The organism is Pseudoclavibacter sp. VKM Ac-2867, assembly GCF_015351275.1.
Classification (GTDB): Bacteria; Actinomycetota; Actinomycetes; order Actinomycetales; family Microbacteriaceae; genus Pseudoclavibacter.
Map to the genome: position 1 here is coordinate 122,604 of NZ_JADKSL010000001.1, position 15,945 is coordinate 138,548.

Genomic DNA, 15,945 nt, shown 5'->3' on the forward strand with positions numbered 1-15,945 from the left:
CTCCCCGACGCTCGCCGTGACGACGCACGTCGAGAGCGAGCTGGGCTCCCACCGACTCACGGAGATCCTCGAGCGAATCGTCGAGGTCCATCCGTGGGAGGTCCCGGTCATCGAGGTCACCGAGGGCGTGACGCTCGTCTCGCGCGTCAGAGACGAGCCTCCTGCCGCCCGCAGCGATCTGTGGCCCCAGCTGCGTTCGGTGCTACTCGGCCGCACCTTCACCGACCTCACCCACGCCTTCCATGCCGGGCAGCCGCGCTTTCCTGCGTTCCCCGACGAAGAGCGGACGGAGATCTTCTCCCTCGAGAGCGGCGACGGCTTCACGGCCCACCGGTACTCGATCATCGGCCAGTGGGGCACGCACGTCGACCCGCCCTCGCACTTCGCACGGGGCGGACGGAGCCTCGACGAGCTGGCCGTCGACGAGATGATCCTTCCCCTGGTCGTGCTCGATATCAGCGCCCGCGCGGCGGTCGATCCCGATGCGACCCCGACGCTGCAGGATGTCGAGCTCTGGGAGAGCGAGCACGGGAGGATCCCCGCCCGGTCCTTCGTTGCGCTTCGCACCGACTGGAGCAAGCGGTGGCCTGACATGTCGGCCATGGCGAACGCGGGCGCTGACGGGGTCAGCCACGTGCCTGGGTGGAGTCGCGAAGTGCTGACGTTCCTGGTCACCCAGCGTGATGTCGCGGCGGTCGGTCACGAGCAGACCGACACCGATCCCGGCTCCGCGACCTCGGTGGGCGACTTCAGCCTCGAGCGGTATCTGCTGGAGCAGGACCGCTGGCAGATCGAGCTCATGGCGCACCTCGACCGCGTTCCAGCGGCGGGGGCGGCCGTGGTCGCGACCTGGCCCAAGCCCCTGGGCGGCAGCGGATTCCCGGCGCGCGTCTTCGCCATCCACTGAGCGTCGCTAGGCTGGCCGCGTGGACTCCAACTCGAGCATGGGGCGGGCGCTCGACGTGCTCACGACCCTCGCCGACCTCACGAGCGTGGCCCCGCACCGAGCGACCGTCGCGCAGGTCGCGGCGATGCTCGACCGTGACCGCTCGCAGGTGTCTCGGACGCTCAAGTTCCTCACGGAGGAGGGGACGGTCACGAGGCTCGAGGATCGGAGCTACCAGCTCGGCTGGCGGGGCTACGCCACCGCTCAGGAGCTCACCGATCGTCGCCTCCAGACTGACGGACTCACGCTGCTCGAAGAGCTTGCCGAGGCGACGCGCGAGGCCTGCTTCATCGGCGTGCTGAGTGGTGACAGCACGGTGACGATCGTGGAGGCGCTCCCGACGGCTGCGCGCATGATCGGGTCATGGCTCGGGCGTCCCTACCCTGCGTTCTGCTCGGACGCGGGGCAGGGGGTGCTGTGGGATGCCAGCGACGACGAGATCGCCGCGGTGCTCGCCGCGACCGAGTTCCGGGCCGCGGGCCCGAACGCCGCGGCCAGCCTGGGGGAGTTCCTGGCGAGGCTCACCGCTGCGCGCGAGCGCGGCTACTCGATCGTGGATGAGGAGGCCGAACCTGGCCTGTACTCCGTGGGGGCGCCGGTGTACGACTTCCGCGGTGAGGTGGTCGCCGCCGTGCAGATCGTCGGCACGCGCGAACGGCTGCGTCCGAAGACGGCAGAGCTCGGTGCGGCCGTTCGGGACTGCGCCCTGACGCTGTCCACGATTCTCGCCGCTCCAGCACGCTGAGGATCGCGTGCTCCCGCGCGCATCCGCTCGCGATGCTCAAGAAGCGGCGAGCGCGCTGAGGCAATCGGCCGCCGCCGACATGGCCGCGACGAGACGCGGCTGGGTCGCCTCCGGGAGTGCCCGCGACACACAGCTCAGGGCAGCGACGATGGCCCCTTCCTCGCCGCGAATCGGAGCGGCCAGGTCGGAGGTCCCGTGCTCGAACTCCTCGAACGCGTCGATATGTCCAGTCGCGCGATCGCGAGTCAGTCGTTCGGAGAGGTCTGCCACCGAGTAGGGGGCTCTCGGACCGCCGACTCCGACGAACTGCGCGTTCCCAAGCAGCGTCTGGAGCTCATCCGTGGACGCATCCCAGAGCAGCGCCCTGCCGGCTCCCGTGCACCAGATCGGCGTCACCATCCCCGGGCGGACGGAGGTGCTGGCGCCGGACGCGGGCGACTCGAACCTCAGGAGCAGAGCCCTGTCTCCGAGCGACGCCGAGATCCGGGCATCCACCTGGAACGCGGAGACGAGCCCACGGAGCTCTCGACGAGCTTCCCGGAGCCACGGCATCTGGCGGGCTGCGGCCACTTCGAAGTGGCGGCGGCCCGGCCGGAAGGCGAGGTCCCTGTTCTTCTCGAGCATGCCCAACTGGACGAGCTCCTGAGTGAGTCGCGACACTCGGCTGCGTTCGAGCCCCGTGTGATCGGCCAGTCTCGAGACGGTGAACGCGCTGCGTCCCGTCGCCTCGCGCTGCGTCGCCGCAGCGAGCAGCTGCAGGCCCTGGGAGAGCGACGACTGCTGGTGCATGCGAGGCTCCCGTCTCTTGGGGCTACTGGGTAACTCAGTGGTCGTGACGTTTCAGCCTAGCGTCGTGGCACGCTCCAGGGCGTGCACACCCGTGGCCTTCCGCGGGAGCATTCTTCCCCACGCCGTGTAGAGGTCGGCGGCGAGGTGCCCGTGTGCGAGCTCCAGGTCGGCGCCGGTCACCTCCTCGCCGCCCTGTCGGCCGTAGAGGACCACCTCGTCGCCGGGGAACACGCCGTGCACCTCTGTGACGTCGATCGTGAGGCAGTTCATGGCGAGCAGGTCGATGACGGGAGCGCGCTTGCCGCGGATGAGGACTTCGGCTCGACCGCTCAGGTCACGGGGGTAGCCGTCGCCGTATCCCACCGGAACCGTCGCGAGGACGGAGTCCCTTGCGAGCGTATGTGCGCGGTTGTAACCCACGCTCTCGCCGCGCGAGTAGCCGTTGACGGCCGCGACGCGCGACTTGAGGGCCATCGCCGTCCGGAAACGCTTCGGGTCGGCGGCCGTGTCGCCGTAGAGTGCCGCGCCGATCCGCACGAGGTCGAGTCTCGACTCCGGGACCGTGAACGCGGCGAAGGAGGTGGCGCAGTGCCGATCGATCGGCGAACGCGCGCCTCGCTGGGCCAGACTTGCGCGGATGACCTCGGATTCGGCGACGAACCGTGCGGTGCCCGCTCGGACGTCGTCCGCATCCTCTTGGGGGAAGTGCGTCGCGATGCCGCGAACGTCGAGGCCCGGGAGCGAGGCGAGCGCGCGCAGCTCCGCCAGTCCTGCGCCTCTGGAGACGTCGATGCCGTCACGTGAGATCCCGGATGAGTTGATGGAGAGGTGCACCGGGATGCTCCGCCCAGCGGCGACGGCGACGGCCGACGCGGCGGTCGCGTGGGGGAAGCCGCCGACCCATTCCTCGATCATCCAGGCGGTGCCCGCCTGCATCTCCTGCGGCTGCGCTGAACGCAGCCGCAGGAGACGCCCCGTGAAGCCAAGGGCGCGGAGTTGGGCGGCTTCACGGTTCCTCGAGATGCCGAGCATCTCGATGTCGTGGGCGATGACGGCGGGGCCGACGAGATCGATGCCGTGCCCGTAGGCGTCGGACTTCAGCACGACGCAGAGCGTGCTGTCGCCGTCGAGCTCTCGCTTGATCTCCCGAAGGTTGTGGTGGATGGCGTCGAGGTTGATCTCGACCCAGACCGGCTCCGCCGTCATCGCGGTGGTCATGACGTGTGGCTCCTCGGTGTGTCCAGCTCTTCAGCGGGGTACGCGGCTTCCTCGTCGACGAGGAGCGCAGGTTTCGCGCCTCGGCGCGTGTATCGCCACCAGAAGACGACGTAGCAGGCGATGACGAAGGGCACGCCGAAGTACAGCGCGGCGATCTGATTCGGGTCGAAGGCGATCGCCACGATCGAGATGCTGAGGAGTGCGAATGCGAGGATCGGGACGAACGGGTAGAGCGGGGTCCGGTAGGCCAGGGTGCTGACGTCGCCGCCGGCCCGGACGAACTTTCTCCTGTGGAAGAACTGGGACGCGACGATCGACATCCAGACGGCGACGACGGCGAAGCCCGCGACGGAGACGAGGACGAGGTAGACCGTCTCGGGTGCCATGACGCTCGAGATGAGCGAGGCGAGCCCGCCGAGCATGCTGACGCTGAGGGCCGTGAGGGGGATGCCTCGCCGGGTGAGCTTCGTGAAGGCCCGTGGCGCGTGCCCCTCCTCGGCGAGGGAGAAGAGCATCCGCGCGCAGGAGAAGAGTCCGCTGTTGCCTGCGGAGAGCAGTGCCGTGATGATGACGAAGTTCATGATGTCGGCGGCGAACGGGATGCCGATGTACTCGAAGACGGTCACGAACGGGCTGTCGGTCACGCCGGTCTCCTCGTACGGCACGATGGCCGCGATGACCGTGATGGCGCCGATGAAGAAGATGACGAGGCGCAGCACCGTCGACTTGAGGGCGCGGGGGATGTTCTTCGCCGGGTCCTTCGTCTCGCCGGCCGCGACGCCGATCAGCTCGGAGCCGCTGAAGGCGTAGAAGACGGCGAGGGCGGTCACCAGCACCCCGGAGATCCCGGTCGGGAAGAGGCCATCCGGGGTCTCGAAGTTCGTGAAGAACAGGGGCCCGTGCTCGGCTGCCGGGCCGCCGAATGGGGCGAAGCCGAAGATGGCCGCGCCGCCGAGGATGATGAGCACGACGATGGCTGCGACCTTGACGATGGAGAACCAGAACTCCGACTCTCCGAATACGCGCGCCGAGATGGCGTTCATGCCGAAGAGCGCGGCGGCGAACACCAAGCACCAGATCCAGACGTCGATGCCCGGGAACCACCGCTGCATGAGGATCCCAGCGGCGGTGAACTCGGAGCCTAGAGCGACGGCCCAGCAGAGCCAGTAGAGCCAGGCGGTCGTGAACCCGGTTGCCGGGTTGATGCTCCGGGCCGCGTAGATGTGGAAGGCGCCCGAGACCGGGTAGGCGACGGCCAGCTCGCCCAGGCAGGTCATCACGAGGTAGACGACGACGGCGCCGATGCCGTAGGCGAGGACGGCGCCGAGGGGGCCAGCCTGCGAGATCGTGTAGCCGGAGCTCAGGAACAGGCCAGAGCCGATGACTCCGCCGAGCGCGATCATGACGAGGTGACGCGCGCCCATGGATCGCTGCAGCTTGCGCAGGGGCACTTGGGTCGACGTCGTGTGCGGGAGCGAGTTGGGCAGCTCTTTGTGCGTTGAGGGGGACATGGGCTCACCTTTGAGTTCTGTGTCGCGGTCGAGGAGCAGTGTGCAACATAGCCACGCGTTGATGCCTATATTGCATCCTCTGGAGGTAATTCCCAAGTATCTCGCCGAACTGAGCCGACACAAGAGTCCGAGCATGCGTCAGGCACATGGGCAGCGCGGCGAGCAGAACGGCAGTCACGAGCAGCGAAAAGACAGCATCGCGCTGCCGCCACTGCAACCCAGGCTGAGGGCACCTAGAACACACAAGGAGACACCGTGAGAAATTACGATCTGGCCCTCATCGGGTTCGGCGGCGTCAGCCGAGCCCTCGCAGAGATCATCAGCAACGACGCTGCACGCCTGACCGCCCAGCTCGGCTTCACCCTCAGAGTCGTCGCCATCACCGACCTCGCCTTCGGATCGCTGGTGCAGCCGGGCGGAATCGACCTCGAACATGTCCTCGCGCTGCCCCGCGGCTCCGATTTCGGGGGCCTCCCAGGCGGATCGGCAGAACCGAACAATCGAGAGGTCATCCAGGGCTGCACGGCGGACATCGTCGTCGAGGCCACCTTCACGAACCCGAGTGACGGAGAGCCGGCGGCCTCCCACGTCAGGTGGGCACTGGAATCCGGCAAGCACGTCACCACGACGAACAAGGGGCCGGTGGCCCTCCACGCCGCGTCGCTCGGTGCGCTCGCAGCGACACGAGGGCTGGCGTTCGAGTTCGAGGGCTCCGTGCTCAGCGGAACCCCGATCCTCCGGTTCGCGCAGCAGATGCTCCCGGCGCTCACCGTGACCTCCGTCGAGGGCATCCTCAACGGCACGAGCAACTACGTCCTCGGCCGTCGCGAGGCTGGCGTCTCGCTCGAAGCCGCGATCGCTGAAGCGCAGCAGCTCGGGTACGCAGAAGCCGACCCGACTGCGGACATCGAAGGGTCGGATGTGCGGCTCAAGGTGGCCATCCTCGCGCAGCAGGTCCTCGGCGTCGACGTGCCGACAACCGAGATCGTCACGGAGGGGATCTCCGGCATCACCGATGCGGACATCGTGGAAGCCGCGGCTCAGGGCCTCAGGTGGAAGCTCGTCGGCTCGGCGACGCGCACCGCAGAGGGCGGGGTGGAAGCGCGCGTGCGGCCCGTCGCGCTCAGCGCGGAGCATCCACTCGCCGGCATCACCGGCCCGACCAACGCCGTGACGTTCACGACGGACCTGCTCGGCCAGGTCACCGTGGCCGGTCCAGGAGCAGGGCGAGTGGAGACGGCCTACGCGCTCATCTCCGACCTCGTCGCCATCGACAGGGCGGCGTCGCAGCGCGTCGCCCCCGAAGATGAGCTCGTCGGGCTGTTCGGGGCGACGCTGTGACCGCCCTGTCATCGCTCTCGAGAGAGCACCGCACGCTCGCGGCCCGGGGGGAGGAGCTCGTCGTCACGAGCCCTGCCGATGGAGCCGTCGTCGGCGGGGTCCAGCAGCACCTCGCGGAAGACCTCCCCGAGATACTGGCCCGAGCGCGGGCCGGCAGCCTCCTGGCGAAGTGCCTGTCGCGGCACGAGCGAGCGAGCGTCCTCGAGCGCGCCGCGGACCTCCTCCGTGACCGGTCGGAAGCCGTCGCCGACCTCATCGTCGCGGAGGCCGGGAAGACCATTCGCCAGGCACGCAAGGAGGTCTCGCGCTGCCAGAACACCCTCCGGCTGTCTGCTGCTCAAGCTCGCAGCAACGCGGGCGAGGTGATTCCGTTCGACGCCTACGAAGGTGAGGAGACTCGCACGGGATGGTTCACGCGGGAGCCGCTCGGCATCATCGTCGCCATCACGCCGTACAACGACGCGCTCAACCTCGTCGCTCACAAGATCGGCCCCGCCATCGCCGGGGGAAACGCCATCATCCTCAAGCCGTCGCAGCTCACGCCGCTGACCGCCAGGCTCCTCGTCGACCTGCTCGTCGAAGCTGGCCTTCCGGCGGAGGTGATCACCACCGTGCACGGCGACCGTCGCCTGTCGCAGGCGCTCGTCTCGGCCAGGGAGGTCCGCATGGTGTCCTTCACGGGAGGGTTCCGGACGGGCGAGGCGATCGCCGCCTCCGCCGGCATCAAGAAGATCGCCATGGAGCTGGGAGGCAACGCGCCCGTGCTCGTCTTCGCTGATGCCGACCTGGAAGCTGCCGTCGGACGCTGCGTTTCGGGGTCCTTCTGGGCGGCGGGGCAGAACTGCATCGGCACGCAGCGCATCATCGTGCACGAATCGATCGTCGAGCGCTTCCGCGCGGCGTTCGTCGCCGCCGCCTCCGAGCTCACCTTCGGTGACCCCAGGCAGGAGACGACCGACGTGGGCCCGATGATCAGCATCGCCGCCGCCCGATCGGCGGAAGAAGCCGTCGAGGCCGCGGTTCGCGCGGGGGCCGAGCTGCTCCTCGGCGGTCGCGCCGAACGGTACATCTTCCCGCCGACCGTCCTCACCGACGTTCCTCGCGAGCAATGCGTGTGGGCGGAGGAAGCCTTCGCACCGATCGTCGTCATCGAGTCCTTCTCCACCTTCGAGGAGGCAGTCGACCTCGCCAACGAGCCCGAGTACGCGCTGCACGCTGCGGTCTTCACGGGCAGTCTCGCGACGGCGATGCGGGCGACTCGCGAGCTGGACGCCGGAGCCGTCATGGTCAACGACTCCTCCGACTACCGCTTCGACGCGATGCCGTTCGGTGGCGCGAAGTACGGGAGCATGGGGCGCGAAGGCGTCCGGTTCGCCTACGAGGACATGACGCAGACCAAGGTCGTCGGCATCCTGGAGTGACCGCATCGCGGGGCGCCGTGACCGAGGGCGAGCGGATGCAGTCGGCGTGTGCATCCGCTCGCCACTCGGCCTCGGTTTGGGAACGCTCGCCGAACAGCGCCCCGACCGGCCGCCCAGCGGAGTAGATTGCGCGCATGACTTTCAACGAGAACGCGAAGCTCGACACGAGCGGCGTGCAGAAGCGCGGCCGGGGGGCCAAGACCGCCGCGATCGGCGGCGGCTCGATCGGCCTGCTCATCGTGGCGTTCCTCGCCTCGCAGTTCCTCGGAGTCGACCTGACGGGGCTCGTCAGCGGCGTCGACACGGGCCAGCAGTCGCAGGAGCAGGTCGAGGGCACCGGCCTCGAAGCCTGCCAGACCGGCGCTGACGCGAACGCGCAGATCGAGTGCCGCATGGTCGGCGTGCAGAACTCGCTTGCCGACTTCTGGGAGACCGAGAGCGCGGCCGTCGGCGTCACGTACGAGCAGCCCGGGTTCATCCTCTACGAGGGCCAGACGAGCTCGGCCTGCGGTACCGCGTCCAACGCGGTCGGCCCGTTCTACTGCCCAGGCGACTCGTCCATGTACGTCGACACGTCGTTCTTCCAGCTGCTCACCTCGCAGCTGGGTGCCAAGGAGGGGCCGCTCGCGGAGATGTACGTCGTCGCGCACGAGTGGGGTCACCACATCCAGCACCAGATGGGTGTCTTCGACAACACGAATCGCACGGACACAGGGCCGACCTCTGACGGCGTGCGCATCGAGCTGCAGGCCGACTGCTTCGCCGGCTCCTGGCTGGGCGCCGCGGCGACCACCGAGACCGCCGACGGCGTCACGCTCCTCGAGCCGCCGTCACGCGAGCAGGTGGACGTCGCCCTGTCGGCAGCATCAGCCGTCGGCGACGACCACATCCAGGGCCAGCAGGGCCAGGTGAACCCGGAGTCGTTCACGCACGGCACGAGCGAGCAGCGCGTGAACTGGTTCGTCACGGGCTACGAGCAGGGCACCGGCGCCTGCGACACCTTCGCGGTCAGCGGCAGCCAGCTCTAGCGTTCGTCGCGCGTCGCGCCGGCGCACAGCATCGTGGCCCGGTGCCGCCCATCGTGAGATGAGTCGCACCGGGCCACACCTGTTCCCGGCGGTTCGGCGCGCTCCTCGGAGTGGCCAACTTGCGTGATGAGCACGCGCAGCTAGTGACGGGCGCGGCCCGAGGCCGCGGCTCGTCCCGGAAGTTGGCCAGCGGCGGCCGGATGCGCCACCGCGAGGTGCCGGCGAGAGCTCCCGCCTAGAACTCCTCGTGCGTGTCCGGGTCTTGGCCCCAGATGCGTCCGCGCTCGAGGGCGGAGAGCGCATCCACCTCGGCATCGTCGAGCTGGAAGCCGAAGATGTCGAGGTTCTTCGCCTGGCGCTCGGTGGACCGTGACTTCGGGATCGGCACCGAGCCGAGCTCGACGTGCCAGCGCAGAATCGCCTGCGCCGGCGACACCTCGTGCGCGGCGGCGATCTCTGCGACGACCGGGTGCTCGAGCAGCTCGCCGCGACCGAGCGGGCTCCACGCCTCCGTCACGATGCCGTGCTCGGCGTGGAACGCGCGGAGCGCGGCCTGTGGGAAGAACGGGTGCAGCTCGACCTGGTTGACGGCAGGTGTGACACCCGTCGCGTCGGCGATCCTCGTGAGGTGCTCCGGCGTGAAGTTCGAGACGCCGATGGAGCGCACGCGCCCGTCCTTCTGCAGCTGCACCAGGGCCCGCCAGGTGTCGACGTACTTCTCGAGGCGCGGCAGCGGCCAGTGGATGAGGAGCAGGTCGAGCTGCTCGAGGCCGAGGCGCGCGATCGACTCGTCGAAGCCCGTGAGCGTCTCGTCGTAGCCGTGGAAGCGGCCGGGGATCTTGCTCGTCACGACGATCTCGGAGCGTGGCACCTCGGAGGCCCGGATCCCGCGGCCGACGGCTTCCTCGTTGTCGTAGCTGATGGCGGTGTCGAGCAGGCGGTAGCCGAGCGCAAGCGCCTCGCGCGTGGGGTCTGCCGAGTCCTCGCCCGCGTGGGGGTAGGTGCCGAAGCCGATCGCGGGGATCGTGGTGCCGTCGTTGAGCCCGAGTGCAGGAACGTTGCTGGTCACTGTTCGCCTTCCGTCATTTGTCAGAACAAATCGAGCCTAGGGTGTGCGCTCGGGAGGTTTCCGACCGTGACGCGCGGCGCCGCGTCGATGCCATCAGATAGCTGGCGTGGGGGAGTGGAGGTCCTCGAGTGCCTCCGTGATGGCCGCGCGCAGGCCTGCCGGTGGCTCCTCGCGCGTCGCGAGCACCACCTCACGCGTGAGCGTCGCGGGATCGATGGGCACGAATGCCACCGCGTCGTCGTGCCAGCTCGCCACCGAGGCGGGGACCACGGCGACCAGCTGTCCCGCGGCGATCATCCCGAGGATCGCGGGGTAGTCGTCCGAGCGCATCCCCGTGCTGGCTTCGAACCCGGCCCTCCTGCAGTGTTCCCGGGTCGCCTCGTCGAGCGTGTCTCCACCGGAGGCGCCGAAGGCCCAGCGGTCGTCGCGCAGCTCGCCGAATTCCCGGACCGGCTGCCGTCGCTCGGCGGTCGCGAGCGGATGCTCGCGAGGCACGGCGAGGAAGAGCGGTTCGGCGAAGAGGAGCGTGGTGGTGATCTCGGGGGACAGCGGCGTCGGCAGGTCGGACGCCTGGAACAGGACCGCCGCATCGAGTCGCCCCTGCTCGAGCTGTCGGCCGAGGCGCTCGCACTCGTCGAGGGTCAGCTCGAGGCTGAGCTGCTCCCGTTCGGCGCGGCTCAGGATGCCGGGCACGACCAGGGCGCCGAGCGTGGGGAAGATGCCGAAGCGGACGAGGCGTCGCTCGTCGTCGAGCCAGGCGTCGAGCTCGGCAAATGCTCGGCGTCCGCCCTCGAGTAGCTGCCTGGCCCGAGGTGCGAACACGGTGCCGGCCGCGGTCGGCACGCTTCCCCGAGGGCCTCGTTCGAGGAGCTTCGTGCCCGCCTGCTGCTCGAGGCGCTTCAGGTGGTGGTCGACGGTCGGGTGGCTCCAGCCGAGTGCCGTCGCCGCGGCTGAGACGGAGCCCGCCGCGAGCACTGCGTCGAACGCCGCGAGTCCGCGGAAGTCTGGCAGGTCCGCGGATCGGCGATCATACATAGCTTCAGTCTAGGACTGAAGCGCCCCCGGCAACCTGCAATTCTCTCTTGGATGCCCGGGTGCCACGATAGGGGGATGACGCACGCACCTGAGTTCCCCACGTTTGCCCTCGACGACGCTGCAGACGCCTTCGGCGGAGCCGCGGCGAATGCGAGCGTTGACGTGCAGGGGCAGAGCTCGCTGGAGGCGAGCGGCGCGAGCCGCGAGACGGCCGGCGCCCCCTACGCGGCGGCGCTCGCGATGCACGCTGCCCGCGACTCGACGGCCTTCCTGGTCCCGGGGCACGGCGCCGACGCCAGCGGCCTCGGCCTCGGCCAGGCCGAGTACTTCGGCGAGCGCGTCCTCGAACTCGACGTGACGCCCCTGCTCGACGGCATCGACCTCGGTGACGGCTCGCCTCGCGAGCAGGCCGAGCGGCTCGCCGCCGACGCGTGGGGCGCATCCAGGACCTGGTTCCTGACCGGCGGCTCCTCGATGGGCAACCGCATGGCCGCGCTCGCGGCCAGGGGACTGGGCGAGGGGGTGCTCATGCAGCGCAGCGCCCACTCGAGCTTCGTCGACGGCATCATCCTCGGCGGTTCCTCGCCGAGCTTCGTGCTGCCGGAGGTCGACCTCGAGCACGGCATCGCCCACGGCGTCACCCCCCACTCGGTCGCCGAAGCGCTCGCCGAGCGGCAGGCATCCGGTGGCGGTGCCGTCGCGGCCGTCTACATCGTGTCTCCCAGCTACTTCGGCGCGGTGGCCGACGTTGCCGGCATCGCCGAGGTCGCGCACGAGGCCGGCGCCGCGCTCATCGTCGACGCCGCCTGGGGTGCTCACTTCGGCTTCCTTCCCGAGCTTCCGGACTCCCCGGTTCGGCTCGGCGCCGACCTCGTCGTGACGAGCACGCACAAGCTCACGTCCTCGCTCTCGCAGAGCGCGCTCGTCCACCTCGGGCACGGGCCCATCGCGCGAGCCCTCGAGCCGCACGTCGAGCGCGCTCACCGCATGACCGCATCCACGAGCGAGAGCTCGCTGCTGCTCGCGTCGCTCGACCTCGACCGTCGTGACCTCGTCGAGCGCCGCGACCTGCTCGAGGAATCGCACGCTGCCGTGCTCGCCGCCAGGGCGATGTTCCGAGCCGACGGCCGCTTCCCGGTGGCCTCCGACGGGTTCGGCGGCTTCCCGTCGACCGTCGCGATCGACCCCTTCCGCATCCCGCTCGACATCCGCGCGACTGGCCTCGACGGGCACACCGTGCGGCTGCGGCTCGCCCGCGAATACGGCGTGATGGTCGAGATGGCGACCGTCAGCTGCATCGTCGCGGTCATCGGCATCGGCAAGACGCCGGACACGCGAGTCCTGCTCGACGCGCTCGTCGAGATCGCGGCGGGTGCGGCCGCCGACTCGCTTGCTGCGGATGCGGCGGGCGACTCGGCCCCCTCGATCCCGCCCATGCCTGGGCCAGGGGCCATGCGCATCCGCCCCCGCGCCGCGTACCTCGCCGACGCCGAGACGGTGTCGTTCTCGGATGCGGTCGGGCGCATCTCCGCCGACTCGCTCGCCGCCTACCCGCCCGGGATCCCGAACGTCCTCCCGGGTGAGGAGATCACGGTCGAGGTCGTCGAGTTCCTCCGCGCCTCGGCGGCGGCGGGGAGCCACGTGCGCGGTGCCGTGGACTCGGCCGTCTCCGCATTCCGCGTCGTCGTCGAGTAGCGGGGCAGCACCGCGCTGGCGCTCCGGCGCGAGCGGTTCGGCGCTCTCGTGACCAGCTTGAGTGCAGGATCGCTGCTCAGCGCTTCCGGGGAGCCTGGTGGAGCCGTTTTCGCACTGATGTTGGTCAGGCGCGGCTTCGTCTTGGCCCGGAGTCAGGTGCGTCCTGCGTCGGCCGGTGTGCCGTCGTCGAGGATGAGCTGCAAGAAGACCACATCGAGCCAGCGGCCGAACTTCGTGCCGACCTGGTCGAGGCGGCCCGCGTGCGCGAAGCCGAGGCGCTCGTGCAGGCCGATCGAGGTCACGTTCGCCGCGTCGATGGCGGCGACCATGACGTGCTTGCCCGCGTCGCGGGCGCGGACGATGAGCGCGAGCGTGAGGGCCTTCCCGAGTCCGCGCCCGCGGGCCTCGCCGCGCACGTAGACGGAGTGCTCGACCGTGTGCCGGTAGCCGGAGAAGGTGCGGAAATCGCCGTAGCTCGCGTAGCCGAGCACTGCATCCGATTCATCGACGGCGACGAGCACGGGCAGGCCGGCGGAGGTGCGCCCCGCGAACCAGGAGCGACGGTCGTCGTCGTCGACCGTCTCGGCGTTCCAGTTGACGGTCGTCGTCAGCACGTCCTCGTTGTAGATCGCGGTGATCGCGGGGATGTCGTCGACGGTGGCATCGCGGATGATCGGGGTCACCCGGCCAGTATCCCGCAGGGCCGCACCCCCGCGCCTCGGCGAGCCCGGGCTGGCGCCTCCTCGCCTTCGCGGCTCAGGCCGGGGCGCTGCCCGTCGACCCGCGCACCGCGAGACTCGTGACCACCCGCTGCACCCGCTTGAGCTGCACGGGATGCTGCATCCGCTCGAGCAGGAACGTGCCCGCCTGCACGCCGATCGCGAAGTTGCCGGTGTCGACGGACGTGAGGGAGACGACCTGGAATTTCGCGAGCGGGGAGTTGTCGTAGCCCGCGACGGAGAGATCGGCGGGGACGCGCAGGCCGAGGGTGTCGGCGACCGAGAGGACGCCGATGGCCGAGGCGTCGTTGAAGGCGAAGATCGCGGTGACGCGTTCGGCGGCCGAGCGGCTGAGGAGGCGGGCTGCTGCGGCATGTGCGCTCTCCTCGCTCATGCCGCCTGCGTCGACGACGGCGCTCGAGGCGACGCCTGCTTCCGTCATGGCGCGCAGGAACCCCTGCTCGCGCAGTCGGCTGATGCGACCCGGGCCCTGCAGGTACGCGATGCGGGTGTGGCCGAGGTCGAGGAGGTGGCGGGTCACCTGGTGGGCGCCCGCCTCGTCGTCGTTGGTGACGACGTCGACGGAGGGCAGCTCGGGGTCGAGGGTGCCGGCGAGCACGGTGGGGATGTCGTCGGCGATGCGTGCGATGGCATCGGCCTCGGAGGTGGTGCCGATGACGACGATGCCGTCGACGCCCTGCTGCGTGAGGGTCTGCAGCGAGCTGCGCCCGACGCGCTGGTCGGTGCGGCTGTCGGCGAGGAGGGTCGCGTAGCCGGAGGCATGGAGGGTGGCGGAAACCCCTTCGAGGAGTTCGACGAACCAGGGGTTGCGGAGGTCGTTGACGATGAGTCCGACGGTCTTGGTCTTGATGCGGGCGAGGCCTCGCGCGTGCGCGTTCGGCCGGTAGCCGAGCTCGGCGATCGCAGCGAGCACTGCCTGGCGTCTCGCGTCGCTCACGTGCGGTGCATCGCGAAGGACCAGCGAGACGAGGGATTTGGAGACGCCGGCCTGCTCGGCGACGTCGCGGATCGTGACTGGTGCCGCGGGGGACTTCGGGGTCTCGCTCACGAGGTCGCCTCCGTGCTCTGCATCTGGTCGCCACCAGCGTATGGCCTTTCCTGGCATCGTGTGGAACTATTTGCATCGATCCATATTTGTCCAAGATCGACAAGGCACAGCAGACGAGCACCGAGGGTGACATGAGCAGACAGAACGCGCGCCGACTGAGCGCAGGAATGGTCGGTGGCGGCATCGGTGCCGACATCGGCAAGACGCATCGATTCGGGATGCGGATGGACGACCGATACTCCCTCGACGCCGGGGTCTTCGGCCGCGACCGCGAGCAGTCGGCCGAGGTGGCCGCATCGCTCGGAGTCGCTCCGGAACGCAGCTACGCGAGCTACCAGGACATGGCGGAGGTCGAGGCGACGAGGGAGGACGGTGTCGACGTCGTCATCGTCGCGACGCCGAACGACAGCCACTTCGAGGTGGCGAAGGCGTTCCTCGAACGCGGCATCCACGTCGTGTGCGAGAAGCCGCTCACGCAGGACTCGGCGACCGCGCGCGAGCTCGTCGAGCTGGCGGCCGCGAGCGGAGCGATCCTCGCCGTCCCCCATTGCTACTCGGCCTACCCGATGGTGCGCGAGGCCGCCCGGATGGTCAGTGACGGGCGCCTGGGGCGCCTCACCTTCGTCGACGTCGAGCACGCCTCTGGATGGGCCGCGACGCCGCTGGAGCTGACCGGCCACAAGCAGGCGAGCTGGCGCACGGACCCCGACATCGCCGGCTTCCCGAGCGTGGTCGGGGACCTCGGCACACACGCCTACCACCTCGCCCGCTACATCACGGGCCTCGAGGTCGAGCAGGTCTCCGCCCAGCTGCACACGCTCGTGCCGGGACGCAGGGTCTTCGACAACGCGACGGTGGCGCTCAGGCTCGCCGATGAGACCCCCGGGCGCCTCTGGGCGAGCATGGCCGCGACTGGTCACAACCACGGGCTGCGCATTCGGGTGTTCGGTGACGAGGGCAGTCTCGAGTGGCAGCACGAGGACCCGCACCACCTCACCTTCCAGGATCTGGAGGGGACGACGACGATCTTCACGCACGGCCTCGCCTCGCTCTCCGAGGATTCCGCCAGACTCACGAGGGTCGGGCTCGGGCACCCCGAGGGGTTCCTCGAGGCGTTCGGCAACTTCTACCGCGACCTCGCCGACGAGCTTGAGGCCCGCCGGGATGCGCGAGGCTCGACGGTCCGCGAGCTGTCGTTCCCGACGGGCATCGATGGTCTCATCGGGGTGCAGTTCGTCGAGGCCGTCGCGGCCTCGCACGCGGCGGATGGAGCGTGGACCGTGCCTGCGAGCGTCGCCGACCGCGACGCCGAGGTGGCTGCGGCTGACGCCGAGCTGCGGGAAGCCGGAGGGAAGTGAC

The 15,945-nt window shown here is 69.7% G+C and carries 14 protein-coding genes; 7 read left to right on the forward strand and 7 right to left on the reverse strand.

From position 1 onward, the window contains the following. Window positions 1-178: 178 nt before the first annotated feature. Both ITJ67_RS19490 and ITJ67_RS00550 read left to right on the forward strand, forming a co-directional pair. Window positions 179-907, forward strand: coding sequence for a cyclase family protein (locus ITJ67_RS19490; RefSeq protein ID WP_228502188.1), 729 nt, complete (start codon window positions 179-181; stop codon window positions 905-907). A gap of 19 nt (window positions 908-926) precedes the next feature. Further along, window positions 927-1,691 carry an IclR family transcriptional regulator gene (locus ITJ67_RS00550; protein ID WP_236558630.1) on the forward strand — a complete coding sequence of 255 codons (765 nt, stop codon included), beginning with the start codon at window positions 927-929 and terminating at the stop codon, window positions 1,689-1,691. Between the two features lie 36 nt (window positions 1,692-1,727). Here the strand turns inward: ITJ67_RS00550 and ITJ67_RS00555 are convergent, their stop codons facing one another. Genes ITJ67_RS00555 through ITJ67_RS00565 form a run of 3 tightly spaced genes read right to left on the reverse strand, consistent with a single transcriptional unit; the run spans window position 1,728 to window position 5,209 of the window. Continuing rightward, complete coding sequence (locus tag ITJ67_RS00555) at window positions 1,728-2,480, reverse strand: IclR family transcriptional regulator (protein WP_194676398.1); 753 nt, start codon at window positions 2,478-2,480, stop codon at window positions 1,728-1,730. Window positions 2,481-2,531: 51 nt separating this feature from the next. Beyond that, window positions 2,532-3,698, reverse strand: coding sequence for an alanine racemase (gene alr, locus ITJ67_RS00560; RefSeq protein ID WP_194676399.1), 1,167 nt, complete (start codon window positions 3,696-3,698; stop codon window positions 2,532-2,534). After that, a complete protein-coding gene (locus ITJ67_RS00565) occupies window positions 3,695-5,209 on the reverse strand; it encodes an amino acid permease (RefSeq protein WP_194676400.1) in 1,515 nt (504 codons plus the stop codon). The genes alr and ITJ67_RS00565 overlap by 4 nt, the downstream gene beginning before the upstream one ends. 255 nt (window positions 5,210-5,464) lie before the next feature. Here ITJ67_RS00565 and ITJ67_RS00570 point away from each other — a divergent pair, with 255 nt between their 5' ends. The 3 genes from ITJ67_RS00570 (at window position 5,465) to ITJ67_RS00580 (ending at window position 8,999) form a co-directional block, all read left to right on the forward strand. Continuing rightward, complete coding sequence (locus tag ITJ67_RS00570) at window positions 5,465-6,550, forward strand: homoserine dehydrogenase (RefSeq protein WP_194676401.1); 1,086 nt, start codon at window positions 5,465-5,467, stop codon at window positions 6,548-6,550. Next, a complete protein-coding gene (locus tag ITJ67_RS00575; protein WP_323741341.1) occupies window positions 6,547-7,971 on the forward strand; it encodes an aldehyde dehydrogenase family protein in 1,425 nt (474 codons plus the stop codon). The genes ITJ67_RS00570 and ITJ67_RS00575 overlap by 4 nt, the downstream gene beginning before the upstream one ends. A gap of 134 nt (window positions 7,972-8,105) precedes the next feature. Further along, window positions 8,106-8,999, forward strand: coding sequence for a neutral zinc metallopeptidase (locus ITJ67_RS00580; RefSeq protein WP_194676402.1), 894 nt, complete (start codon window positions 8,106-8,108; stop codon window positions 8,997-8,999). Between the two features lie 235 nt (window positions 9,000-9,234). Here ITJ67_RS00580 and ITJ67_RS00585 read toward each other — a convergent pair whose 3' ends face one another. Both ITJ67_RS00585 and ITJ67_RS00590 read right to left on the reverse strand, forming a co-directional pair. Then, window positions 9,235-10,068 carry an aldo/keto reductase gene (locus ITJ67_RS00585; RefSeq protein WP_160075159.1) on the reverse strand — a complete coding sequence of 278 codons (834 nt, stop codon included), beginning with the start codon at window positions 10,066-10,068 and terminating at the stop codon, window positions 9,235-9,237. A gap of 93 nt (window positions 10,069-10,161) precedes the next feature. After that, the gene (locus ITJ67_RS00590) at window positions 10,162-11,103 is read right to left on the reverse strand and encodes a LysR family transcriptional regulator (protein ID WP_160075161.1); all 942 of its coding nucleotides are present in this window, start codon (window positions 11,101-11,103) and stop codon (window positions 10,162-10,164) included. A 75-nt stretch (window positions 11,104-11,178) separates the two neighbouring features. Here ITJ67_RS00590 and ITJ67_RS00595 point away from each other — a divergent pair, with 75 nt between their 5' ends. Continuing rightward, window positions 11,179-12,798 carry an aminotransferase class I/II-fold pyridoxal phosphate-dependent enzyme gene (locus tag ITJ67_RS00595; protein ID WP_194676403.1) on the forward strand — a complete coding sequence of 540 codons (1,620 nt, stop codon included), beginning with the start codon at window positions 11,179-11,181 and terminating at the stop codon, window positions 12,796-12,798. A 152-nt stretch (window positions 12,799-12,950) separates the two neighbouring features. On the opposite strand, the gene ITJ67_RS00600 is transcribed toward ITJ67_RS00595, so the two are convergent. Both ITJ67_RS00600 and ITJ67_RS00605 read right to left on the reverse strand, forming a co-directional pair. Then, window positions 12,951-13,481, reverse strand: a complete 531-nt coding sequence (locus ITJ67_RS00600) for a GNAT family N-acetyltransferase (RefSeq protein ID WP_160075165.1) — start codon at window positions 13,479-13,481, stop codon at window positions 12,951-12,953. 73 nt (window positions 13,482-13,554) lie between these two features. Continuing rightward, window positions 13,555-14,586, reverse strand: a complete 1,032-nt coding sequence (locus ITJ67_RS00605; RefSeq protein ID WP_323741342.1) for a LacI family DNA-binding transcriptional regulator — start codon at window positions 14,584-14,586, stop codon at window positions 13,555-13,557. Window positions 14,587-14,717: 131 nt separating this feature from the next. On the opposite strand from ITJ67_RS00605, the gene ITJ67_RS00610 reads away from it, so the two are divergent. Next, on the forward strand, window positions 14,718-15,944 hold the full coding sequence (locus tag ITJ67_RS00610; protein WP_194676405.1) for a Gfo/Idh/MocA family protein: 1,227 nt from the start codon (window positions 14,718-14,720) through the stop codon (window positions 15,942-15,944). The last annotated feature ends 1 nt before the right edge of the window (window position 15,945 follow it).